Origin of the sequence: Marininema halotolerans (assembly GCF_900116235.1) — a bacterium.
In the GTDB taxonomy this organism is placed as follows: Bacteria; Bacillota; Bacilli; order Thermoactinomycetales; family DSM-45169; genus Marininema; species Marininema halotolerans.
The window spans coordinates 31,732-55,700 of record NZ_FPAA01000004.1; the positions used below are offsets into that span (position 1 = coordinate 31,732).

Annotated in this window: 20 protein-coding genes and 1 pseudogene; 17 read left to right on the plus strand and 4 right to left on the minus strand. The window is 46.1% G+C overall.

Going from position 1 to position 23,969, the window contains the following annotated elements:
• Positions 1-99: 99 nt before the first annotated feature.
• A complete protein-coding gene (locus tag CHX35_RS06045) occupies positions 100-495 on the minus strand; it encodes a TIGR04086 family membrane protein (RefSeq protein WP_091835493.1) in 396 nt (131 codons plus the stop codon).
• Between the two features lie 144 nt (positions 496-639).
• Between CHX35_RS06045 and CHX35_RS06050 the strand changes: the two genes are divergently transcribed.
• The gene (locus CHX35_RS06050) at positions 640-1,341 is read left to right on the plus strand and encodes a DUF421 domain-containing protein (protein ID WP_091835496.1); all 702 of its coding nucleotides are present in this window, start codon (positions 640-642) and stop codon (positions 1,339-1,341) included.
• 7 nt (positions 1,342-1,348) lie between these two features.
• Here CHX35_RS06050 and spoVB read toward each other — a convergent pair whose 3' ends face one another.
• Complete coding sequence (gene spoVB / locus CHX35_RS06055; protein WP_091835499.1) at positions 1,349-2,929, minus strand: stage V sporulation protein B; 1,581 nt, start codon at positions 2,927-2,929, stop codon at positions 1,349-1,351.
• A 185-nt stretch (positions 2,930-3,114) separates the two neighbouring features.
• Here spoVB and CHX35_RS06060 point away from each other — a divergent pair, with 185 nt between their 5' ends.
• The 10 genes and pseudogenes from CHX35_RS06060 to CHX35_RS06105 all read left to right on the plus strand — a co-directional run bounded on the left by CHX35_RS06060 (position 3,115) and on the right by CHX35_RS06105 (position 14,072).
• The gene (locus CHX35_RS06060) at positions 3,115-3,411 is read left to right on the plus strand and encodes a post-transcriptional regulator (protein WP_245838671.1); all 297 of its coding nucleotides are present in this window, start codon (positions 3,115-3,117) and stop codon (positions 3,409-3,411) included.
• Between the two features lie 106 nt (positions 3,412-3,517).
• Positions 3,518-5,663 (plus strand): annotated as a pseudogene (gene secD, locus CHX35_RS06065) (protein translocase subunit SecD).
• A gap of 84 nt (positions 5,664-5,747) precedes the next feature.
• Positions 5,748-6,674, plus strand: coding sequence for a cation diffusion facilitator family transporter (locus CHX35_RS06070; protein WP_091835502.1), 927 nt, complete (start codon positions 5,748-5,750; stop codon positions 6,672-6,674).
• A 97-nt stretch (positions 6,675-6,771) separates the two neighbouring features.
• Complete coding sequence (gene recJ, locus CHX35_RS06075) at positions 6,772-9,117, plus strand: single-stranded-DNA-specific exonuclease RecJ (protein WP_091835505.1); 2,346 nt, start codon at positions 6,772-6,774, stop codon at positions 9,115-9,117.
• 19 nt (positions 9,118-9,136) lie between these two features.
• Positions 9,137-9,649 carry an adenine phosphoribosyltransferase gene (locus tag CHX35_RS06080; protein WP_091835508.1) on the plus strand — a complete coding sequence of 171 codons (513 nt, stop codon included), beginning with the start codon at positions 9,137-9,139 and terminating at the stop codon, positions 9,647-9,649.
• A gap of 57 nt (positions 9,650-9,706) precedes the next feature.
• The gene (gene mobB, locus CHX35_RS06085; protein ID WP_091835511.1) at positions 9,707-10,228 is read left to right on the plus strand and encodes a molybdopterin-guanine dinucleotide biosynthesis protein B; all 522 of its coding nucleotides are present in this window, start codon (positions 9,707-9,709) and stop codon (positions 10,226-10,228) included.
• Between the two features lie 101 nt (positions 10,229-10,329).
• Complete coding sequence (locus CHX35_RS06090; protein ID WP_091835514.1) at positions 10,330-11,490, plus strand: homogentisate 1,2-dioxygenase; 1,161 nt, start codon at positions 10,330-10,332, stop codon at positions 11,488-11,490.
• Positions 11,491-11,502: 12 nt separating this feature from the next.
• Positions 11,503-12,150 carry a flavin reductase family protein gene (locus tag CHX35_RS06095; RefSeq protein ID WP_091835517.1) on the plus strand — a complete coding sequence of 216 codons (648 nt, stop codon included), beginning with the start codon at positions 11,503-11,505 and terminating at the stop codon, positions 12,148-12,150.
• Between the two features lie 201 nt (positions 12,151-12,351).
• Positions 12,352-13,413, plus strand: a complete 1,062-nt coding sequence (rsgA, locus tag CHX35_RS06100) for a ribosome small subunit-dependent GTPase A (RefSeq protein ID WP_176391921.1) — start codon at positions 12,352-12,354, stop codon at positions 13,411-13,413.
• A gap of 32 nt (positions 13,414-13,445) precedes the next feature.
• The gene (locus tag CHX35_RS06105) at positions 13,446-14,072 is read left to right on the plus strand and encodes a GNAT family N-acetyltransferase (RefSeq protein ID WP_091835520.1); all 627 of its coding nucleotides are present in this window, start codon (positions 13,446-13,448) and stop codon (positions 14,070-14,072) included.
• A 131-nt stretch (positions 14,073-14,203) separates the two neighbouring features.
• Here CHX35_RS06105 and CHX35_RS06110 read toward each other — a convergent pair whose 3' ends face one another.
• Both CHX35_RS06110 and crcB read right to left on the minus strand, forming a co-directional pair.
• Positions 14,204-14,563, minus strand: coding sequence for a fluoride efflux transporter FluC (locus CHX35_RS06110; RefSeq protein ID WP_217895870.1), 360 nt, complete (start codon positions 14,561-14,563; stop codon positions 14,204-14,206).
• On the minus strand, positions 14,560-15,027 hold the full coding sequence (gene crcB, locus CHX35_RS06115; RefSeq protein ID WP_245838673.1) for a fluoride efflux transporter CrcB: 468 nt from the start codon (positions 15,025-15,027) through the stop codon (positions 14,560-14,562). The genes CHX35_RS06110 and crcB overlap by 4 nt, the downstream gene beginning before the upstream one ends.
• 186 nt (positions 15,028-15,213) lie before the next feature.
• Here crcB and CHX35_RS06120 point away from each other — a divergent pair, with 186 nt between their 5' ends.
• The 6 genes from CHX35_RS06120 to megL all read left to right on the plus strand — a co-directional run bounded on the left by CHX35_RS06120 (position 15,214) and on the right by megL (position 23,826).
• On the plus strand, positions 15,214-16,146 hold the full coding sequence (locus CHX35_RS06120; RefSeq protein ID WP_091835526.1) for a hypothetical protein: 933 nt from the start codon (positions 15,214-15,216) through the stop codon (positions 16,144-16,146).
• A 275-nt stretch (positions 16,147-16,421) separates the two neighbouring features.
• The gene (dacB, locus tag CHX35_RS06125) at positions 16,422-19,328 is read left to right on the plus strand and encodes a D-alanyl-D-alanine carboxypeptidase/D-alanyl-D-alanine endopeptidase (RefSeq protein ID WP_176391922.1); all 2,907 of its coding nucleotides are present in this window, start codon (positions 16,422-16,424) and stop codon (positions 19,326-19,328) included.
• Positions 19,325-20,731 (plus strand): glycoside hydrolase family 10-like protein, encoded by a 1,407-nt coding sequence (locus CHX35_RS06130; protein WP_091835532.1) that lies wholly within the window; start codon positions 19,325-19,327, stop codon positions 20,729-20,731. The genes dacB and CHX35_RS06130 overlap by 4 nt, the downstream gene beginning before the upstream one ends.
• A 154-nt stretch (positions 20,732-20,885) precedes the next feature.
• The gene (locus tag CHX35_RS06135) at positions 20,886-22,196 is read left to right on the plus strand and encodes an anti-phage deoxyguanosine triphosphatase (protein ID WP_091835535.1); all 1,311 of its coding nucleotides are present in this window, start codon (positions 20,886-20,888) and stop codon (positions 22,194-22,196) included.
• A gap of 61 nt (positions 22,197-22,257) precedes the next feature.
• Entirely contained in the window at positions 22,258-22,629 is a 372-nt protein-coding gene (locus CHX35_RS06140; protein WP_091835538.1) for a hypothetical protein, read from the plus strand.
• 21 nt (positions 22,630-22,650) lie between these two features.
• On the plus strand, positions 22,651-23,826 hold the full coding sequence (gene megL, locus CHX35_RS06145; protein ID WP_091835542.1) for a methionine gamma-lyase: 1,176 nt from the start codon (positions 22,651-22,653) through the stop codon (positions 23,824-23,826).
• Positions 23,827-23,969 lie beyond the last annotated feature (143 nt).

Sequence of the window (23,969 nt, forward strand, 5' to 3'; positions counted from 1 at the left end):
TCCGGAACCGTGGCGTCTATTATACATTTTATCCTTTCCACAAAACAATGGGGATGAAACATTTTTCATATTACAGATTTATTTTCCATTAAAGAAAAGTTAACGGTTCCCTGCATTCACACCGAAAATCCCTCCAATGGCAGCGATTCCGGTAGCGCAAAGGGTAAACAAAACCGGTTGGACACGCATTTGGGTGTTAAAGGCAAGAAAGCCGATTATGAGTACGAGGACTACATAGATAATACCCGTTAATCCTCCATATAACCATCCGCGATGCCCTGCCTGTCTGCCAGATATCCATCCTCCTGATAAAAGAGCCAAGGCATTAATTCCATAAGCGAAGTAGGGGAGCGATGATTCTTCTACACTTGTAAAACGTAATAACATTGCCGTAATGATCGAACCGGAGAGAACAACCCCCAAAACGATGCTGATTCCGGCGAGCAGAGGAGAACGTAAAGCAGGGTGGGTCCCACTGGTTGTGGCTTGCTTCATACCTAGCACCTCCGGTCAAAATCGACTTTGTACAGGGTATGAGTGGGGCGCACCAATTATTCGAAAGGAGGGTAGAGAAAGCTGTGATAAAACCGCGGGGGGAAGCAAAAACTAGGGGAGGTGGATTGAAAGGGGGCTAGCAACATGGGTGAGGGTTGGTCACTTTTATTACGTACGCTGTTTATCTACTTTTTTGTTTTATTGATTATGCGGTTGATGGGCAAGCGGGAGATTGGAAAACTATCCGTTTTTGATGTGGTGGTCTCAATCATGATTGCGGACTTTGCTGTCATGTCAGTGGATGATTTGAAAATGCCGTTGTTTCATGGTCTCATTCCCATCATGATGCTAGCGGGTGCGCAGATATTGTTATCCTTTGTCTCCTTAAAAAGTCCAAAAATCCGCAGGTGGATTGATGGCGAACCGACGACGTTAATAAAAGATGGGCAAATATTAGAAGATGAGATGGAAAAGCAACGCTATAATATGGATGATCTAATGTTGCAATTGAGGGAGAAGAATATCGCCAACATCGCCGATGTAGAATTTGCGGTCTTAGAAACCTCAGGGAAACTATCGGTTTTTCCTAAGGACGAGGAAAAAACCCCTGTTGAAGAGAAGGAGCTTTTACCTGGTTTTAGTGACTATCGCCAACATGCTCTCCCTGTTCCACTTATCATTGATGGAAAGGTGCAAGAGGAGGCCTTGCGTAGTATGGGTCAGACGCGATTTTGGTTAAAAAATCAAATCCAACAGTATGGCTATAAAGATTTAAAAGAAATATTTTTTGTCAGCATTGATGCTCGAGGGCGAATGTATATTGACTCACGGAAAGATAAACGTTGAACAGCAATTAGCGTGGGAGAAAGGGAGACAGCCATTTTCCTAGGTAGGGGATACGGCGGATGTCTTCTTTTTTGATGAGTGCAAGTAGGATGAGCAAAAGGAGATAGACCGTAAAGCTGGTGCCACTTGATATAAGCGTAAGGGTGGCAAGAGGCCCCTCCCCGTGTTGTAACACCCACCAGCCAGTAGCCCCCATCCCTGCAACGGCAAAGGCCAATTTGATAAGATCACGAAGAATGAGAGTGAAGGGGACATACCGCATCACACTGATGAAATGAAGGGCGGTGACGAGTACTAAACCACAATTGAGAGCGATCACTACCCCATCAATCCCTAACTGCGGTTGTGAAGCGAGAAAAAAGATCAACGTGGTTTTAATAATGGCACCAAAGATGGAATTGCGCATCGCATCCTTTGCTTTATCTAATCCTTGTAAAATGGCTGAGAGGGGACCTTGTACGTATAAAAAGATCGCAAACGGAGCCATGATTTCTAACAATCTAGATACTGGGGCGTTGTGATAAAGGAGTGTGGTTAAGGGCTCAGCTAAAACAAACATAATCATGGCACAGGGTGCACCTACAATGAGAGATAATCGTAACGATTGATTGAGTCGATGTTCAACAACATCGTGTTTCCCTTGAGCGGCTGCTTCAGCAATTGCCGGGACAAGGGAAGTTGAGAGACCGGTTGTGATAAAAGCGGGGAAAAAGAGAAGTGGAATGGCCATGCCTTCTAATTGTCCATAGAGGGCAGTGGAAGCGGCTACTGAAATTCCAGCGATGGCAAGACTTTGCGAGACGACAATGGGTTCGATGGCATAGGCAAGAGAGCCGACCATTCGACTCGCCGTGACAGGGATAGCAATTCGCATGAGGCTTTTAATTACCATGGAGAACCGGTTCCACATTTGAAACTGAAAAGTTTCCCTAACTTTAAATTTTAAAGGGGGACGCTTTGGATCCTTTCGATAGGAGTGAAAGAGAAAGAGCATCCCAGCACCTTCGCCCAACAAAACCCCTACCATCGCTCCAGCAGCGGCGTATTGAATTCCATAGGGGTAAAGCCAACGCGCAATGATGAGAACGGTGAAAATTCGAACAATCTGTTCAACAACGAGAGACCAAGCATAGGGGCTCATATGTTGACGACCTTGAAAATAGCCGCGGAAGATGGATGAGACGGCGACAATGGGAAGAACCGGTGCAATCCCCATCAAGGGATAGATCGCTCGTGCATCGGTTAGTAAAGTATGAGCAATCCAGGGGGCAGCTAATAAAATTAAAGCCGTAAAGAGAATGCTTGAGATTGAAACAATTAGGATCGAGATGATGAGGGTCGATCGAACACGCTGCTCATCTTTCATCGCTTCCGCTTCAGAAACGAGCTTTGAGATCGCAACAGGAAGACCGGCTGTGGTGATGGTGATGGCGAAAATCAGAATTGGAAAAGCCATTTGAAAAAGACCAATCCCTTCATCACCTATCATACGGGAGAGGGCAATTCGATAGACAAAGCCGAGTACCTTTGTTACAAAACCCGCCCCAACAAGTATTAATGTACCTTGGAGGAATGTTTGCTTGGTCACCGATGGGCCCCTTCCTTCTCCGTAAAGTTAATCGATTAATACAAGCTTATGCCCTTGTCCCTTACCTTCATGACTGGAAAGGCATGGGTAGAGGTGTTCAAAAAAGAAGGAAAGAATTATAATGGATGAAAAGCAGACGGGCCTCAGAGAATGAGGTACTTGCAAACGAGGGAGGGAAGAGCTTAGTGAGACAAACACCACTTAAATCAGTCAGCCACGAACGAGAAAAGTCTGTAGAGCTCTTGTCCGAATCTGAGCTCATGCAATGTATAGAAGACCTTTGTAACAGTAAGGCCGAGGAATTTCGTTATTATGGGTACGAAAATGTAACAGGTGAACAGGTATGGGCATGTGTTTCTGAGAATTACCGTCGGGGATGGCCACGTCTGAATCGGTTGGTGAATGATATTTTATCGCTCAAAGGAACACGGTTTATGAATTGGCTAATGGTCAGTGTCTATAAAAACCCGGGCGAGGAGTAATGCCCAGGTTTTTTTGTCCTTTAAAGCGGCGTCATAAATTGACAAGGCCCTAGTTAACTTGGGATAATGAAAAAAGATTGTCTTTATTCGAAGGAGGAGCGTCAGCATGAGGGTTCGCAAGGGGAAAGTTGTTATCTTCTCCCTATGTATCGTAGCTATCTTAGCGATAATAGGGTCGACGACAAAGTGGGTGACCGATAACCTTACTTTAGGTCTCGATCTACGTGGGGGATTTGAAGTGCTTTATAAAGCGGCACCCCTAGAGAAGGGGCAGAAAATCACACCTTCGATCTTAAGTGATACAGCCGATGCATTGAACAAACGGATTAACTCCATTGGTGTTACGGAACCAGAAATTACAGTCGAAGGAACCGATCGACTACGGATCTCGTTAGCAGGTGTCAAGGATCCCGATCAAGCGCGTAAATTACTCGGGAAGCCCGCTGTGTTAGAATTCCGCGATCCATCAGGAAAGAAAGTGCTGTTGAAAGGATCGGATTTGGTTCAAGGAGCCGCTAAACAAGATTATAACTCTCAGACAAATGAACCCGTTGTCTCCGTAAAATTTAAAGATGCAAAAAATTACGCCGATCTAACGGGCAAATATGTTGGAAAGCAAATGCCGATTTATTTAGATGGTAAAGAACTAAGTTCACCGGTAATTCAGTCTCGTATTCCAAACGGAGAAGCCATGATCAGTGGTAATTTTACGGTGGAAAAGGCGCAGGAACTGGCGGATCTGTTGAATGCAGGCTCCCTACCCGTAAAACTGACGCAACTTTCATCCAATGCGGTGGATGCAAGCCTCGGACAGGATTCCTTACATAAGAGTTTGTTCGCGGGTCTGTATGCGATTGGGTTTATTTTTCTCTTTGTAATCGGCTATTACCGATTACCAGGGGTGATCGCGGTTATCACGTTGATTAGCTATAGCTACTTGGTGCTTCTACTCTTCTCTCTACTCGATGTCACGTTGACATTGCCTGGGATCGCTGCTTATATTCTGGGGATTGGGATGGCAGTGGATGCCAACATTATTATGTATGAGCGAATTAAGGACGAGCTTCGTTCCGGAAAAAGCATTCCGATTTCAACGAAGAGTGGTTCGAAAAGCTCTTTCATCACCATTTTTGATGCACATGTAACAACGATTATTGCTTCTGCTGTGATGTTTTATTTTGGTACCTCAGGTGTGCGCGGGTTCTCGGTTTCCCTCTTAGTGGGGATCTTCGTCAGTTTCTTGACGGCGGTCGCACTTTCACGGATTCTCCTTACCTTGCTTGTCCGCTCCAACCTGTTGCACAAGAAGCACAGCTGGTTTGGTGTCAAGGAGGATGAGATCAGTGAACTATAAATTTGACTTTGTAAAGGCGCGGAAGTGGTTTTTTCTCTTCTCATTGGCGACGATTCTTTTAGGGGTTGTTTCATTATTGGTTCAAGGGCTAAACCTGGGTATTGATTTTGTCAGCGGATCGCGCTTGGAGATTAACTTACACCAAGCCGTTGACAAAGCCAAGGCAGATGCGAAGCTAGAGGAATTGGGCTATGCGTCACCGAACACTCGGTTAGCAGGAAATGATAAGGAATTATTGATTTTTCGCACGGACAAAGCATTGAGCAAGGAAAAAGTGATTCAAATCCGTGATGCTTTCCAAAAAGTGTATGGTAAAAGTGTGGCAGTCAATGAGCAAACCGTCGATCCCATTATCGGACGGGAATTAGCACGTAATGCCATTTACTCCGTGTTGATTGCTTCTATTGGGATTATTGCTTATATCACCCTCCGCTTTGAATATCGATTTGCCTTTGCGGCGATCATTGCAATTCTCTATGACGCCCTTTTTACGATCAGCCTATTTTCAATCTTTCAGTGGGAAGTCGACCTGGTCTTTATTGCGGCGGTTCTAACCATTGTGGGATATTCTACGAACGATACAATTGTTATTTTTGACCGGATTCGGGAGAACGTGAAGAAGGAAAATCCAAAGACCTTTGAAGCGCTGTCGAGTGTAGTGAATACCAGTGTTCAACAGACCTTAGTGCGATCCATCAATACGGTACTCACTGTCGTATTTGCAGCATTGGCTTTGCTGATCTTTGGTGGTGAGAGTATCAAATACTTCTCGATTGCACTCTTGATCGGATTGATTTCTGGTGCGTACTCTTCGATCTGCATTGCGAGTCAGATCTGGATCGATTGGAAGTGGCGTTCCTTAAAACGGGCCGACCAAAATCTGCAATCCGCTGAATAAGATAGACAAGAACCCCATACACTTAGCTTAACCAGGCCGCAGGGGCTTCCCTGCGGTTTTTTAACGAAAAGGATGGTTGATGCTATGCAATCCGAATCCTATCGGTTGGCAGAGAGAGGGGCTTGGGTTGGAATATTGGGAAACGTAACGCTGGCGATCTTAAAAGGTGTAACCGGAGTGATGGCAAACAGCCGTGCCCTGGTAGCTGATGCGGTCCATTCGGCTTCGGATGTAGTGGGCTCCTTGGCGGTTTTAATCGGCGTTCGGGCGGCAAAGCTTCCACCGGATAAAGATCATCCTTATGGCCATGGCAAAGCCGAATCGATTGCAGCCATTATTGTCTCCATCCTATTGGCTCTGGTAGGATTGGAAATTGGATATTCCTCAATCAAGGCGCTTTTCGGTCCGATTTCAGCACCAGAATGGCCGGCCGTAGGCGCGGCGGTGGTATCGATCATCGCGAAAGAAGGGATGTTTCAATATAAATATCGATTAGGCAAGAAGATCCATAGTCAAGCGATTATCGCCAATGCCTGGGAACATCGATCCGACGTTTATTCATCCATTGCTGCGTTAATTGGGATTGGTGGAGCGATCCTAGGTGAAAAAATTCAATTTGATCTTCTGGTTTATTTGGATGCGATAGCCGGAGTATTGGTTTCCCTATTGGTTTTAAAAATGGCCTATCAATTGGCAAGGGAGTCGATTCATAATTCTCTTGACCACGTCTTGCATGAGGAGGATGCAGCGGAATTGGTGGAAGCGGCCAGGGAAGTTGCGGGAATAAAGCGCGTGGATCAACTTCATGCACGGGAACACGGTTTTTATGTGATTGTGGATGTAAAAGCCTCTGTCGATCCTTGGATTACGGTTGAGGAAGGGCATCGCATCGGTAAATCCTTGAAGCAGTTGTTGATTCAGCGTTTTGATCATGTCTTAGATGTTTTGGTACATATTAACCCCTACCATGTTGATGAAAGTGAAGAGGGCCAAGAACCCTCTCATCGTTAACGATGCCAATTTAAAGACGGATCGTTCCTTTTTCATACGAGGATGGTTTCCTGTGCTATAATGGGAAGCGGCAAGAGAAGGGAATGGAGGGTGGCCGTTGTTACAATCCAAAACACGCTGGCAAACGGTTCATGCGGACGAGTCCTGCATGGAGTTGCTGGCCAAGGAGTTAGGAATCCATCCCTTAACCGCCCGCCTTCTATGTAACCGTGGAGTGACGGATCTAGAGGAAGCCCGTCGCTTCTTAACAGTGGATGTCGCCCAGCTTCATGATCCAATGCTAATGGATGGCATGCAAGTGGCAGTCGACCGCATTCGCTCAGCCCTGAAAAGGAAAGAACGGATTCGGATTTATGGCGATTACGATGCGGATGGGGTATCAAGTACAAGTGTGATGATGCGCGTCTTGTGTGCACTGGATGCCAATGTGGATTATTACATACCCAACCGATTTACTGAAGGTTATGGTTTAAATGAAGATGCCCTTCATCAGGCAGTTTCCGATGGAATCAACTTAATGATTTCGGTGGATACCGGAATTAGTGCGATTGTGGAGGCATCCCTTGCCAAGGAGTTGGGTCTTGACCTAATCATTACGGATCACCATGAACCACCTGAAACGATCCCTGAAGCATTGGTGGTATTAAATCCCAAAAAGCCGGGTTGTTCCTATCCTGAAAAGTCATTAGCAGGGGTAGGCGTTGCCTTTAAGTTATGTCAAGCACTGCTTGATCGGGTGCCCAGCGAAGTTTTAGAGATTGCCGCTTTGGGTACCATTGCTGATCTTGTTCCGCTGATGGGAGAGAATCGCGTATTAGCGGCATTAGGACTCATGCAAATGAATCGGAGAAACCACCTGGGTTTATCTTCCTTAATGGATGTAGCTGGATGTGATGGTGAAGTAGGTGCGGGGCATGTGGGTTTTTCCCTGGCGCCTCGAATTAATGCGAGTGGTCGCCTTGATTCAGCAAACAAGGCAGTCGACCTTTTATTGACAGAGGATCCTCTTGAGGCGCGGATGATTGCTGAGGAATTGGATACGATGAATCGGGAACGACAACAGTTGGTGGAGGAAATTACTGCTGAAGCGGTAGCGATGGTCGAAACTGAAAAAAGTAATCATCAGTATTTTATTGTCGTTGCCGCACCGGGTTGGAATGTGGGGGTCATTGGAATTGTTGCCTCCCGTTTGGTGGAAAAATACTATCGACCCGTGATCGTTCTTGGGATCGACGAAGAGACAGGGATGGCCAAGGGATCTGCCCGTAGCATTGTGGGGTTGGACATGTATCGGGCTCTTACACAGTGTAAGGATCTTCTTCCTCACTTTGGGGGTCACCCAATGGCAGCGGGAATGAGCCTGCCCGTATCCGATCTTCCTGAACTTCATCAACGTCTATCCGAGGTTGCCAAGGGTTGGTTAACTGAGGAGGATTACATTCCCTTGTCAAAGGTGGATGCGGAATTATCCGTTGAGGAGATCAATTTACCCCTTGTTGAAGAATTGGAGCAATTAGCTCCCTATGGGATGGGAAACGCTACGCCCCGTTTTCGCATTAAAGGGGCGGGCCTTTCTAAGATGCAACGAATTGGGCGGGATAAAAGCCATTTGAAATTGCAACTGGAGGCAAATGGGTGTTCATTGGATGCAGTCGGTTTTCGCTTTGGGGATTTAGCAGAGCAAGTGTCTCCTTCTGCCAAAATTGAAGTGCTCGGAGAGTTAGCAGTGAATGAATGGAATCATCATCGAATGCCTCAATTGCTTATTCGTGATCTGTCCATTCCTCATGTCCAAATTTTTGATTGGCGTGGGAACAGTGATAAGAAAGAACGTTTTCAATCACTGGCATTGCAATCCCATACGCTATTTATCGGGAACGATAAAGCGAATGGCACAACATTACTGGGAGAAGGTTGGAGCGGGGATTTTTTCTCCTGGAGTGAGTTAGTGGAAGCAGAGGGAAGCGGTTTGTTGGATACGTGCCGTGTCGTGGTCTTATTAAATTTACCTCCTTCGATTCAGGAATTTGAGGAGCGGATTCCTTCCTTTACTCAACTCGAACGTTTATACATGGCGTATGGCGATGCGGAACTGGATGAGGCTCTCAGTCGAACGCCTGACCGCGAACAATTTAAGCGACTGTATGCTTTCTTGGTAGGGAAGAAAGGGATTCGTTTTCCAAGGGATATGGATCGTCTGGCTCGCTTGACAGGATTGTCAAGTCCTTATATTCGCTTTATGACTGAAGTATTTTCCGAATTAGGTTTTCTTCGTCAGGAAGGTGGCAGCTTGGAATTAGTTGTGGGTGCTGAAAAGCGTCCCCTCACTGAATCGAATCGTTATCAACATCAAGTAGAACGTGAGAAAGTCCAGGAACGTTTTGTTTATTCTTCTACGCGTGACCTAAGTCTTTATATCAATGCATTATTACCACAGAAATGAATCCGGGAGGAAAAAAATCATGGACTTTAAAGATAAAATCCGGGTAATTGAGGACTTTCCACAACCAGGTGTCCAATTTAAAGATATCACTACGCTTTTAAAAGATGGAAAAGCTTTTAAAGCGGCAATTGATGAATTGGCGAACCGCCTAGAAGGGAAAGAAATTGACCTCATCGTTGGGCCTGAAGCTCGGGGGTTTGTTGTAGGGACTCCCTTGGCGTATGCGCTGGGTATAGGGTTTGTCCCTGTACGTAAAACAGGTAAATTACCAGGCAAAGTGGTAGAGGCCGACTATAGTTTGGAATATGGCAAAGATAAATTAGCGATCCACACGGATGCGATTGAACCAGGTCAAAAGGTTCTCATCGTGGATGACCTCTTAGCAACGGGGGGAACCATTAATGCAACCCTAAACTTGGTTCGCCAACTTCAAGCCGAAGTCGTCGGTACTGCCTTTGTGATGGAATTGACCTACTTAAAGGGCCGGGAAAAGATTCAAGATGTCGATGTCATCTCGTTGCTACAATATTAATATCGAAAGCACCGAATACGTTCGGTGCTTTTTTTGTGAGGAGAAGGAGGGAGTGGATTGCAACCATTGGTTTTACAACTGGTTGGCCATTCGGGTTCTGGGAAGACGACATTGATTACACAATTGGTGGAAAATCTTACAGCTAAGGGCTATCGCGTAGGAACAATCAAACATCATCACAGGGAATTGGAAATGGATACGGTGGGTAAGGATTCCTGGTCTCACCGGAAAGCAGGAGCCACCCTTGTGTCTTTGGTGGGTCAAAATCAAACGGCGATCTACTATCCGTTTACCTACTCATTAACAGAGGTGTTGGTACATTATCAATCAATGGATTTGGTGCTGGTCGAGGGGTATAAACAAGAGTCCTTTGCAAAATGGGCCATCTTGAAACCAGGAGAAAATATTGACTGGGTGAAGGCGTTGACCCAGATTCAAGCCATCGTGGCATCGGAACCGATGCCGAAGGTGCCATGGCCAGTCTACTACGCACAGGAACTCTCCCCGATGGTGCAAACCCTTACGAATCAATTGGCGATAAGAACAGGAAGGGATGAAGGAACCGAGTCACAATGGTGATTCTCCTGCTTCATTCATTTCCATCTAAATCTTCCCAACATTTCTGATACAATGATCATGAACGACCAATCCTATTAAGCGTGTATAGGGGGAGGATGACCATGCCCTTTTATCATCAGATGGGGAAAATTCCCCGTAAACGGCATACGCAGTTTAAAAAAGAGGACGGGAGCTTGTATCGGGAAGAGGTCATGGGAACCAAAGGCTTCTCAGGAATTCAGTCCATTCTCTACCACCTCCATCCACCGACAAGAGTGAGCCGAGCAGAAAAGATTAGAGATTGGGTACCACTGCTTGAGGAGGAAGGAGCGAATCGTCATCGCCACTTGTTAACCTTGAATGCTTCACCGGGTGGTGATGTAGTGGAAGGGCGGCGTCATTTACTAATCAACGATGATGTTGCCATCGCTACCTGCCAACCAACAGAGTCGATGGATTATTTTTTCCGCAATAGTGATGGCGATGAAGTTATTTTTGTTCATGAGGGTACGGGTGAATTTCAGTCTGTTTTTGGAAGGTTATCCTATCAGCCTGGCGATTATATTGTCATCCCGGTGGGAACAACTTATCGATTCGAATTGGGGGAAGGATCGACGCGTTTTCTTGTTGTCGAATCGACAGGTGAGATTGTCCCACCAAAAAGGTATCGCAATGAATATGGCCAATTGATGGAACACAGCCCTTTTTGCGAGCGGGATATTCGTCTGCCTGAACGATTAGAGACGCACACAGATCGCAATCAGTACCAAGTTCGTGTGAAGGCGCACAATCGTCTCCATGCTTATGAATACGATTTTCACCCCTTTGATGTTGTGGGATGGGATGGTTATTTGTACCCTTATATTTTTAACATTGGTGATTTTGAACCAATAACCGGTCGTATCCATCAACCTCCGCCTGTACATCAGACGTTTGCCGGTCCGAATTTTGTTATTTGTTCCTTTGTTCCTCGTTTATATGATTATCATCCTGAAGCGATTCCCGCCCCTTACTGGCATAGCAATGTGAACTCGGATGAGGTTTTGTATTATGTTGAAGGCAATTTTATGAGTCGAAAAGGAGTAAAGGAAGGATCGATCACCCTTCATCCAAGTGGGATCCCTCATGGACCTCACCCTGGTAAGGTTGAAGGGAGTATTGGTAAAAAAGGAACAGAAGAGTTAGCTGTGATGATTGATACCTTCCGTCCACTCTATGTCACACAAACCGCCTTAGAATTAGAAGATGCCCAATATCTAACCAGTTGGTTGGATGGGGATTGATAGGAGGCACCTATGCAACTGGATCCAGCAAAACAAGAACGCGCTGATAATTACAAATTATTAATTGGGAGTATCTTACCGCGACCCATTGCTTTTGTCACCTCGATCTCTGAAGAGGGGTGTGTCAATGCCGCCCCCTTTAGCTTCTTTACCGTGGTGAGTACCGAACCGCCGATGATATCTGTTTCTGTGGGGCGTAAGCCAGGAGGGGTGCAGAAGGATACCGCGCGGAATATTGCCCAAGCAAAGGAGTTTGTCGTCCATATCGTGGATGAGAGCATCGCCGATCAAGTAAACCAAACAGCTACAGAATTTCCTCCTGATGTGAGTGAAGTTGAAGCGGTAGGGCTGGACTTATTGCCTGGCGTAAAAGTGAAGGTTCCTCGCATCGCTCAGACGAAGGTGCAAATGGAATGTCGTCTGCATCAAATCATCCCCATGGGGGGGACGGGACCCACGCCCAATACGGACCTGATCATTGGTGAAGTTCTTCTTTTTCATGTACAGGATGACTTATATGAGCAGGGGCGGATTCATACAAAGACCCTCAATCCGATTGGACGATTAGCCGGGTCTTCCTATGGCACAATTGGTAAAGAATTTTCAATTCCGCGATTAAGCTTGGAGGAGTGGAAGGAGAAATACGACCACTCTAGTTAGAAATCGCCTAAAATTTTTATATTTTATTTACACATAATTGTATTTTGTTGTATAATAGCGATGGAATGTAAAGTTGATCCAATAGCCGCATTCCAATCAACTGGAAAGGGTGATGTCTTATGTCCATCAGGGTAAACAACGCAATTGTGAACCGAATTTATCAACGATACCAAGTATGTACCAATAGGGAGGACATAAGCATTGAACTTACAAGATTGGGGTTTGGATCCGTTTTTCGAAGAGGGTTATAGCACCTATCAAGCAGATCGTATGGTAAAAGGACGCGTAACATTGGAGCATAGACACTTGTACCGTGTACAAGTCGAAGGTGGAGAGCGCCTTGCATCCATCTCTGGCAAGTTACGTCATCAGGCAGTGGGCCGAGATGGGTTTCCTGCTGTGGGTGATTGGGTCGTGTTACGTGAAGGTGGCGATGGGAGAGCGGTGATTGATGCGATTCTCCCACGGAAAAGCAAATTTACTCGCCGTGAAGCGGGTTTTCATATTGATGAGCAGATTGTGGCAGCGAATGTCGACACAGTATTCTTAGTTATGGGTCTTGATCAGGATTTTAACCTCCGGCGGTTGGAGCGGTATCTTACCGTTGCCTGGGAGAGTGGTGCGATGCCTGTAATTGTCCTGACCAAGGCGGATTTATGTGAAGATCCTGATGAGAAGCGGATGCAAGTAGAACAAGTGGCGCTTGGTGTGCCTGTCCATGTTGTCAGCGCTTTTAACGGTGAAGGTATCGATTGCATGAAGAGATACCTAGAATATGGGCGTACAGTGGCGCTTACGGGTTCTTCAGGTGTAGGGAAATCGACCCTGATTAATCGTTTAGCTGATCAAGAGCTTTTGGCGACCGGTGAAGTACGCGCGGATGGACGAGGACGTCACACAACGACCCATCGTGAATTGGTCCTATTACCCGAAGGGGGGCTTCTTCTTGATACGCCGGGGATGCGTCTCCTTAAGGTCTGGGAGAATGAAGGCGGAGTTGACCATACCTTTGCGGATATTCTCACTTGGGCTGAGCAATGCAAATTTAGTGATTGTTGCCATGAGATGGAACCGGGATGCGCGGTACAAGAAGCGATTGATCAAGGGGTTTTAGATTCCTCGCGATTACAAAATTACCGTAAGCTGGGTCGAGAACTTGCCTATCTCGAACGCAAGAAGAGTAGCGAGGCGATGCGCTCTGAAAAAGAACGCTGGAAGAAATTAACCATCCAATATCATAAAAAGGGATGGCATCGTCGTTAGTAATCGAGAGGTTCGATGAGGAGGTATGAGTATTGATACCGTCGATTCTAAGGGAAGTCCCATATTCTCTAGAAACAGAACGACTGTTCTTGCGTCAACCGGAGCCAGGTGATGGTGCACAGCTCTTTGAAGCCGTGGAAGAAAGTCGAGAAGAGCTGGAACGTTGGTTGGAGTGGTTTAAAACGAATCCCAATGCGATGGATGTTGAAGCGAAGTTACGGGCATATCGCATTCATTGTCTTGAGCGAACCCATTTGATTTATCAGATGATCCGGAAAGAGGATCAACAAATGTTAGGAACTTGTGGTTTATACCGGATTGATTGGTCGGTGCCGCGATTTGAAATCGGTTATTGGATTCGCACGGGTGCGACCGGACAAGGATTGGTAACCGAAGCCGTGTACCGGCTAATGAAAGTCGCCTTTGTAGAATTCAATGCACAACGGGTGGAAATTCGTTGCGATGCAGAAAATAAACGGAGTAGCCAAGTAGCTGAGCGGGCGGGCTTTACCTTAGAAGGGATATTGCGGAATGAGATGCGCTCCTCTGAGGGGTGTTTAGTACATACCGCCATCTATGGAATGACTCCTGATGAGTACAAGGAATGGATAGCAAAGACGACGATCGGATGCCACGAAACAATTAGCAAAAGGGTATAAGATAAACGCAATATCAAAGAGGCATGCTCCGTATGGGGCATGCCTCTTTGATATAGGAAGCCAGGAAGAGAGATCCGTGCTCAGCGGATAAACACCGCCAATAAAGTAACGGAGAAGCTCTGATGAGAGGCTCAGGTTTGCTTGCCTAACAAAAAACCGAGGTAAGCTAGGAGTATGCCAATGCTATAGGTCAGACCCAGGTAGAGAAACATACGCTCTCGCTTTCTTTGGCTCGTTAAACGATGAAGTTCCCAATAAAATGTAGAAAAGGTCGTAAATGATCCCATAAAACCCGTGCCAAGAAAAAGAAGTCCATCGCTTGATGGATGATCGCCATAAACCCATCCAAGTAAAAATGAACCGGTACAGTTGGCGATGAAGGTTCCCCATGGAAGGGCTGCAGTGGACGGATTCAACAAGCGACCGAGGAAATAACGGGTCAAGGAACCGATAAATCCGCCTAGGGCAACTTCTAAGATGGAGAGGATCATTGATCTCCCTCCTTAGCGTAAGGAGTAGTGGAGGAAGCCAGCTTGGCCCCGAGCCAAGCAAAGGCGAATCCACCCCATACACTCAACAGTAGATAAAGGAGAGCCAAAAGAATTTGTCCCGTATGGATGAGTGTGATGGTTTCGACGCTAAACGTAGAAAAGGTCGTAAAAGAACCGATAAAACCGGTTGTTATTGCTGTGTTTAGGGCAGGGTTGGATTGAAAGGGACCTTTTTTTTCATTGAGCCAGGTGAGTAGTAGGCAACCCAGGTAATTGATAAGAAGGGTGACCCATGGAAAGCTGGTTCCTTCAGAAACCAACAGAACAGATAGACCATAACGGAGTAGTGCTCCACATGCACCCGCGATTCCAATAAGAAGATAGGGCATAAGCTTCTCCTTTTCCGATCCAGCAGTAAATAAAAGGTTACCGCTTAGTGTAGCCAATCCTTGCAGGAGGGTCAATCATTCCTTCACAAACATATTTTTTGAATTTCCGGAAAAAAGCCTTGTCATTCAGAGAGAGTCTGTGTATTATATAACAAAGAACAAAATACGGATACTGTACTAATACAATTTGAAGTGATTGATGTGAGGTTCAAAGTGATCCTGGGAAGTCCAGGTGAAAAATTTACAAAGGAGAGGGACGCAATGATGGACCAAAACAGCCTGCGCTATCGGGGAATCTATACTAAAATTCCGGGTGATCCATCGAGGTGGAGAAAATGGTGTGCGATGGGCGAAGTTTTGGTGGAAGAAACCCGGAGAAGAAATGGGGGCCAGTTGCCTCAATATTTGACTTACTCAGGGCTAGAGGCGGAGTTTCCACGGATGTTTCAAATGTTAGCGGATGGTGGAACGATTGGCTTTTCAGGGTCAACTAAAGGAAATCATATGACCTTCCTAGGAAAGGGAGCAGCATTGCGTCCCGATCGAATGCTACGACGTGCAGATTTTCAACGAGGTGAATCGGTTTTATTCTACTATGGTTGTTCGAACCGGGAAAAAGTCGATCGCAACGGATTAGAAATCTTAGATGCACTCCATCGTCACGGTGCTCGGATGGGTGTCGTATCACAAACTGAGGAACAGCGTCATTATTTAGAAGAGCGATATGGTGGGATGTTGATTGGGGCGACCAGTTTAGAAGCGATTTTTTCAGAAGAAGGATCGCGCTTTGATTGGCCTTCCGCTTTGCCTTGGTTTCCAGAGATTGAGCGTTATCAACAAGAATGCGAAGAGACGATCCAATTATATAAAGAACGGACCGTGAAGCCATTATTTCGTCACGTGACCAAGTGGCTTCCAGCAGGGGAAGGATTTGATTTGATTTTTGAGCGGGCGGGTCAAGATACGCTAGGGGTAAGTATTGCACTCCTACGTTCTCACACAGGTCGTGTTGTGTATGCAGAATCCATGGAAGGACGACGCTACAGTTTTTATGCGCCTGACCTTTGGGAGAGTGGACGTCGCGTGTTCATGCCATGCGCAATGATTGATGGAGGATCTTCCTATCCGAGTGAAGACCAAGATAAATCCCTTCAATCAAGTCGCACTTCCTTTCAAGTCCGTCAAACGGGATAAGCGCGAGCATGGTTAGAGAACACAAAAAACGGGGGGATATCCCCCGTTTTTTGTGTTTAAAAAATGATATTGGAATTCAAAAATCATGCTTTTTAAATGTGATCAGGGGTCCAGGATGTGAATTGCAAGGATAATTGTTGGTCAGAGCGGGGTTGCAGAAATCGATCCATTAAATAACGTTGTGGACCTACGACTGCTTTCGTCATGTTTTGCTGGAGTGATCTGGTAGAATGTGGATAAGCTATCAGTGCTTTGAGCGGAGGAGGTTGAGTAGAATGTGGGTTCGATGGCGATGGTGGTGTACACTCGGGGTCATTGCTGGGTTGATTGGAGGTCTATTCCCTGTTCCAATGACTTCAATAGCCGCTGATGCACCGGATCAACGGTTAGAACAACGGTTGCTTACCTTTGCCAAGGGGATAGAGTCACGCTCGCAAGGAGCAGGGATGTCAATTGCTTATCAAGTGGTGTCATTACAGGATCATCGGGTGCTGGCTTCTTACCGGAAAGAGAAGACATTAGTACCGGGTCCTGTATCTCGGTTATGGACGGCAAGTGCATCGTATCATACTTGGTCTACTACCCATCAATTTGCAACCGAACTGTACACTCGTGGGAAAATTAGGGGAGGTATCTTGCATGGGGATGTAATTGTGAAGGGTGGCGGAGACCCTTCTTTGGATGTGGCAGAGGTGGACAAGTTGGCCCGTGCTCTAAAAGAAAAAGGGATACAAAGGGTTACTGGCAATCTTGTCGTGGATGATACGCGTTTTGATCCAACCAAGCTCGGGATCAGTTGGATGTGGGATCAGGAGTCCTTTCCAGCGCATGCCCCAATTGGTGCATTAGACCTTCATGGCAATACGATAGAGGTTGCAATAAAGCCAGGTTCAATAGGAGAAAAGCCTCATGTATCCATTTCTCCAAAATTATCGGATGTTACGTTTTCAAACCAGGCAACTACTTCTTTGGGAAGTAGCAATGCGATCGAAGTGGATCGAACACGAGCGAAAAATGAATATGTGGTTTCTGGAAAAATTGGTCATAGCCATCCTCCCGTTCAATTGCGCCGAACAGTGAATGATCCTTCCCTCTATACGGGAGAGGTATTTCAACAGCGCATGAAGAAAGTCGGGATTCGATTCGCACCCCATTCGCGTGTCATGCAGGGAATCGCCCCCAGTGGGAATCCCCTACTCACACAAAAGTCTCTGCCATTAAAAACATTAGTTTCTAAGATGAAGGAGGTTGAGCATAGCTTAATTGGGGAGGTACTTCTGCGGCAATTGGCTGTAGAAGCAGGTGAGGAAGGTAGTGATACGAAAGGATTAGAAGTGTTGCGTCACTATGCAACGCATACGGTGGGAGTGAAGGATACGTTTCGACCGAAGGATGGATCTGGCCTTTCTCGAATGAGTGTAATGTCCCCTGAACAATTGACCGATTTGATGCAATGGGTGTCACACGATCCTTCTCAAAAAGAGCTGACGACCTTGTTTACTTCCGTAGGAGAAGGAGCGTTAAAGGGACGCATGGAAGGGACCCGTGCTGATGAGAATTTGCGTGCATTTCCTGTGGATGAGCCCGGCATCAGCGGATTAACAGGAATAGTGAAATCCCGCACAGGTGAGCCCTTGGCCTTTTCTATCATGATCAATGGTGTGAGCCGGCAGCAGGTTGCTGATGATTTAGAAGATCGGATGGGCATAACGCTTGCCTCCTATCCCGAGATTCCGGAGGTCAAGGCGGTAAACGATACGGAAAAGTATCCCCTTTCCGCTTTGTTAGATCCACTTGTTAATCGAGAGGGGTATGAAGGAATACAGACGGGGATGGTGGTACGTTCCCTTGACAGCGGTGAAACGATGTATCGACATGAGGGAAGCACGCATCAAACACCTGCCTCCAATACGAAACTGTTGACTTCATCGGCAGCTTTTGATGCCCTGGGGCCAGATTATCAATTTCGGACGGAGCTGGTGGTAGATGGAAAGATCACACACGGTACCCTTCATGGTGACCTTATCCTCAAAGGATATGGGGATCCAACGCTTGCATCAGAAAGCTCCTTGAAGGTACAAGAAGGTCCTACCATTGAAGGAATCGTCAAGGACATCAAAAAAAGAGGTATAAAGCGGATTCATGGGAATATTGCAGTGGATTCAACGGCCTTCTCTAATGAGATCTACGGAAAAGGGTGGGCATCAGACAATGAAAATGAGTATTATCAACCACAAATTACCGCACTAAGTGTAAACCGTGGAACCGTTCGCTTTGATTATTTGCCTGGTGATAAAGTAGGGGACCCCATTCGCTGGAGCCTCACACCACAGACGAAAAATGTCCAAGTAAAGGTTGATGTGACGACAGGAGAAGCCGGTTCAAAAAACACCTTGAAAATTGAACGAAAACGGGGAACCAATCGGATTCATCTCAGTGGGAGCTTGCCCCTTGATTTTAAAGGAGATTATACGCGCGTTCCTGTAGAGCGTCCGCATTGTTACACAGGAGTGCTCTTAAAAGAAGCGCTTATCCGGGAAGGAATCAATGTGACGGATACCCGGGCAGTAACGGAGAAGAGAGTCCCACAAAAAACAGATCCATGGGCGGTCTACTATTCGCCTCCCTTGTCCGAGGTGGCCCGCTATTTAAATAAAGCAAGTGATAATTTTTATGCGGAGATGATCCTAAGAACCCTTGGTTTGGAGAAACATGGCATCGGGTCAGCAGAGAATGGGCTTGCAGTTGTGAAGGATTATCTATGGCGAATCCATTACCCAGGAACTTTTCAAATCGAAGACGGGTCGGGGCTTACTCGATACAATTTTGTCTCTCCTGAACAGTTGGTTTTCTTACTGGCGGCGCAAAGGAAGACCGCTCAATTTGAGGCCTTTTATCAATCGTTACCCTTGGCTGGAAAAGATGGTTCTCTTGCCAACCGCATGAAAAATACGCCCGCTGCTAATAACCTGCGCGGGAAAACGGGCTCACTCACCCATGTAAGCACTCTTTCGGGGTATGTACAAACCCAGGATCATGAATGGTTTGCTTACTCGATCATGATGAATGGATACACCCCGCAATCGGAAACTTCCCTCCAAGATCAGATTGGAGCGGCATTGGCTGGTTATTCAAGGCAGAAAAAGACGACCCCAAACGATAAGGAAGGTGACAGGTTTTGACGACTTCCGCTGAGTTTCGTGGGTTTTGGGTTGATGCCTTTCATGATGGGATAAAAACTGCAGCACAGGTGGATCAACTTTTAAGTGATGTTCAGACAGCTGGGGCCAATGCGGTCATTGTACAGGTGCGTAGACGTGGGGATGTCTACTTTAATCGAGCGTTAGAGCCGCGTACCCAGGATCCCTCTTTAACGCCAGGCTTTGATGCTTTAGATGACCTCATAAAAAAGGCGCACGCTTTACAACCATCAATTGAAGTCCACGCGTGGTTAGCGACTCTTCCCATTTGGAATTCCGCGACGCCTCCACTTTCATCGGACCATGTATTTAACCAACATGGTCCGATGGCAACAGGGCGGGATTATTGGCTAATGGATCGCAAGGATGGTCTCAATCGTAGCGGTGCGGATTATGTACTGGACCCAGGGCATCCCGACGCTGTGGAGTATACAGTCGAGCAGTATCTTAATGTGGTACGAGAATATGAGGTGGATGGTATTCACCTTGATCTTGTTCGATACATGGGTGAGGATTGGGGGTATAATTCAATCAGCGTAGCACGTTTTCAGGCAATTACAGGTTATGTAGGGTTGCCTGGGGAAACCGAGGAAAGCTGGAAAGAATGGCGCCGTCAGCAAGTGACGCATCTTGTGCGAAAGGTTTATTTAAAGTCATTGGCCATTCGCATGAATATCAAAATATCCGCAGCGGTCATTGCCTGGGGAAAAGGGCCAGTCACGATGGACGAATATCACATGAGTGCACCCTTTCAGCAAGTCATGCAAGATTGGGTGGGGTGGCTACAAGAAGGGATTATCGACCTGATGATCCCGATGAATTATGATCGAGAACACGTGGCTGAGCAAAAACTGTGGTACGATCAATGGATTGAATGGGAAAAGGATCATCAATATCAACGATTGATTGCGGCAGGTCCAGGTATCTACCTTAACGCTATGGACGGGAGCTTTGCGCAAATTGAACGAGCGCGTATCACTTCTGTTGGAGGAAAGCGGTTAGCAGGAATCAGTCTGTATAGTTATGCTGTAACGAACAAAGATGGACAGGACAATCTACTTTTCTACCAACAATTGAAGCAGCGATTATTTCAACAATCTGTCTCCACACCTGCAATGCCATGGAAGGGACGGGCTGGAGAAGGGCATATTATGGGAGTTGTTTTGGATCGGCAAGGTGGATTCAAAGATGGCGTCATGATTCAAGTAAGGGGTTGTGGACAAAGGTTTATCCAACGATCGGATGGACATGGTTTTTTTGGCGTTGTTGGTTTGTCGCCTGGATTGTATACTTTGCGTGTATCAACGAGACCTCGTCAACACCATTTATATTGGGTAATTGTCCGTGGGGGGAAAGTTGCACAATTGAAGATGCGCGTTTATTGAGGGAGAATGAAGGCAGCGAAGGATATAGCCCGTGGGGAGCGTTCGGGCTTTTTCCTCTAACTAGGGTTGCTCATTGTTGTGATGCCTGAAAAAAGGAACCCGAACAAGTCAGCAGGAATTGAATACAAGGGGAAGTTTGTAGGAGGATACCTGAATGCAAATGATGATCAATAATAATTCTTTTTATGGTGAGCGAGATAAAGAACGACGTGGGGGTGGCGTGTCTCGTTCGCAGCGGGATGTAAGGGATGCCTTTGAGCGCGATTATGGTAGAATTATTCATAGTGCGGCATTTCGCCGGTTGCAATCAAAAAAGCAAGTCATTGGCACGGATGTTGGGGACTTGCATCGGACCCGGCTCACCCACTCGATGGAAGTTGCACAAATTGCTCGGGGTATCGCCATTTTTCTTAATCATGAGTCTGTGGTATTGCCCCAAGGAGAATCAATTGATATCTCCTTGGTTGAAGCGGCAGCATTGGCCCATGACTTAGGTCATCCTCCTTTTGGTCATGAAGGAGAGCGTTCCCTGAATCGTATGATGGCTTCTTATGGCGGTTTTGAAGGGAATGCACAAACCTTTCGTATCCTTACTCGCTTAGAGGGAAGGCATGAGAAGGGACTTGACCTAACGAGGGGATTACTTTTGTCCGTAATGAAATATCCAATTCTTTATGAAGACGCGGTTGCAGAGGTTACCCATTTTCAAGCGAAAAGATGGCCTCCAAAAATCGGTGTTTATAAAAGTGACCTTGCTAGCTTTAATTGGGTATTGTCTGCCTTTGATAAGGAGGAACGTACGTATTTTCAAAGGGCCGTTTTGGATCCAAGTACGGAATACCGAAGAACCCGTCATTTGTCTTTTGAATGTTCGATTATTGAATTAGCTGATGATATTGCTTATGCAACCCATGATCTAGAGGATGCAGTAAATTTACGTTTAGTGGAACTTGAAGAATTACGGGATGTACTAAATGCAAGTCCATGGCAAGGATTGTATGAAGAATTACATGAGGCGAGTAAGCTAGCCGATGAACTCGATATTGGACAGGATGATTTTAAACATCGACTAAAACAGGTATTTGCTTCATTGATTGCGGTTTTTGTTAATCATGTGGAATGTGAACAATTACTGAGTGAACCTTTCCACTCCAAACGACTTCGGTATCGTGCTAAACTTCCTCAAGAGCTCAAAGCATTAAATGAGCGTCTAAAATTAATTGTCAAAGAGCGGGTCATTCACTCGCAATCGGTGCAGGCTCTTGCATGGAAAGGGGATCATGTGGTTCGGATGTTGTTTGAAGCGATGATGGAGGAAGAGAAATTATTATTAAACAATGATCGTCATCGTATCGCCGAGGATCCTTCTTCTCGAGCACGGGTTGTATGTGATTATATTGCGGGAATGACTGATCCTTATGCATTACGTATGCATGAACGATTGTACGGTACGAATCGAGGATAACGAGTAAATAACCCTCCATGATGGGAGACTAGCGGGTAACACCTGAATGGAGGGAAGTTAGATGAATTTCGTACCCATTCGTAAGTGGATGGTCCTTTTTTGTGTACTGATCCTGCTCATAGGGGGATTCCTCACGGAGGCCGCTTTCGCAGATTCCAGAGAGAATCCGCAATGGATTCTCTCTGGAACGATGCGGCACCTAAATATAGAAGGCGGATGTTGGATTATGGAGGCCCAAAATGGAGAGCGCTATCAGTTAAGTGGGGATCCTGCGATACTGAAACGACTTTATATGGAGGGTCTCCACGTGACAATCTTAGTTGAAAGCGCTTACAATCGATATGGGAAGTGTATGGTGGGGCGCTGGGTGAAAGTGATTCAATTGATCCATGTGGGACAGAGTCAGCCACCCCATCAAACTTCGATGAAGTAGAGAAAAAAGGGAGTGGAGATTATGGAAGAAAAGAAAGGCTTTGCAACGCGTCTAATTCATGGTGGTGCAGCCCCTTGTTCAAAAACCGGTTCGTTAATTCCGCCTTTATATCAAACATCCACCTTTGTCTTCGAAAATATGGAACAGGGAGCACGCCGTTTTGCTGGGGAAGAAGAGGGATTTATTTATACACGCCTAGGGAATCCAACTGTACAACAATTAGAAGAGGTTATCGCTGAATTGGAAGGTGCAGAAGCGGGATTAGCCTTTGGTTCAGGTATGGCTGCGATATCCAGTGTGTTATTAGGCCTTGTTCGTACAGGTGATCATATCCTTTGTGCAGATGGCGTATATGGTTGTACCTATGGTTTGTTAACCATGTTACAGGATCGTTTTGAGGTTCAATCGAACTATGTAGATATGTCCGATGAAGAGGCTATTCGTCAGGGAATTCAACCCAATACCCGTGTGATCTTTTTGGAAACCCCGATTAATCCGACAATGAAAATCGCAGATTTAAAAAAAATTAGTGGCATTGCTAAGGAAGCAGGGGCAATCGTGGTTGTTGATAATACCTTTGCCACTCCTTATGGACAACGTCCAATCGAATACGGTGCTGATGTTGTGATTCATAGTGCTACGAAGTATATTGGGGGGCATGGCGATGTGATTGCGGGTTTGGCAGTGGGAAGAAAAGAAGAAATGGATTCGATACGAATGTCTACCTTAAAGGATATGGGTGGAGTTCTCTCGCCCTTTGATGCTTGGTTGTTATTAAGAGGGCTAAAGACATTAGAAGTGCGAATGGATCGTCATCGAATGAATGCCCAGGCAGTGGCTGAATATTTGGATGCCCATCCAAAGGTCACGCGTGTAGTATATCCGGGTTTAGCCAGTTATCCTCAAAGGGAACTCGCAGCAGAACAAATGAGCTGCTTTGGTGGAGTCATCAGCTTTCAAGTAGAAGGTGGGCTTGAAGGCGCGCGTCGTGTACTGGATGGCGTACAATTGTGTCAACTGACAGTCAGTTTGGGTGAAGTGACTACCTTAATTCAGCATCCAGCAACAATGACCCATTCCGTGATTCCAGAAGCGGATCGGTTACGAATGGGAGTAACCGATGACCTAATTCGAATTTCAGTGGGTCTTGAAAGTGTGGAAGATATTATTGCTGATTTAAAAAATGCGTTATCTTAAAAGGAGATTCCCCCTATCATTACCGAATCAGATGGTGAAATGAAAAAGGGCGAAGGGGCTGATTTGATGCCATAATGGAGGCGGAATCCGCCTCTTTTTTATGTTAACCACGTATAGTTCTCTGTATGAAATTGGTCTTGAAG

Bases quoted from the DNA above. Each gene is read 5' to 3' on its own strand.
- CHX35_RS06045 (WP_091835493.1), bottom strand. From the start codon at position 495: ATGAAGCAAGCCACAACCAGTGGGACCCACCCTGCTTTACGTTCTCCT.
- CHX35_RS06050 (WP_091835496.1), top strand. From the start codon at position 640: ATGGGTGAGGGTTGGTCACTTTTATTACGTACGCTGTTTATCTACTTT.
- CHX35_RS06070 (WP_091835502.1), top strand. From the start codon at position 5,748: ATGCAATCCGAATCCTATCGGTTGGCAGAGAGAGGGGCTTGGGTTGGA.
- CHX35_RS06080 (WP_091835508.1), top strand. From the start codon at position 9,137: ATGGACTTTAAAGATAAAATCCGGGTAATTGAGGACTTTCCACAACCA.
- CHX35_RS06090 (WP_091835514.1), top strand. From the start codon at position 10,330: ATGCCCTTTTATCATCAGATGGGGAAAATTCCCCGTAAACGGCATACG.
- CHX35_RS06095 (WP_091835517.1), top strand. From the start codon at position 11,503: ATGCAACTGGATCCAGCAAAACAAGAACGCGCTGATAATTACAAATTA.
- CHX35_RS06110 (WP_217895870.1), bottom strand. From the start codon at position 14,563: ATGATCCTCTCCATCTTAGAAGTTGCCCTAGGCGGATTTATCGGTTCC.
- CHX35_RS06120 (WP_091835526.1), top strand. From the start codon at position 15,214: ATGATGGACCAAAACAGCCTGCGCTATCGGGGAATCTATACTAAAATT.
- dacB (WP_176391922.1), top strand. From the start codon at position 16,422: ATGTGGGTTCGATGGCGATGGTGGTGTACACTCGGGGTCATTGCTGGG.
- CHX35_RS06135 (WP_091835535.1), top strand. From the start codon at position 20,886: ATGCAAATGATGATCAATAATAATTCTTTTTATGGTGAGCGAGATAAA.
- CHX35_RS06140 (WP_091835538.1), top strand. From the start codon at position 22,258: ATGAATTTCGTACCCATTCGTAAGTGGATGGTCCTTTTTTGTGTACTG.
- megL (WP_091835542.1), top strand. From the start codon at position 22,651: ATGGAAGAAAAGAAAGGCTTTGCAACGCGTCTAATTCATGGTGGTGCA.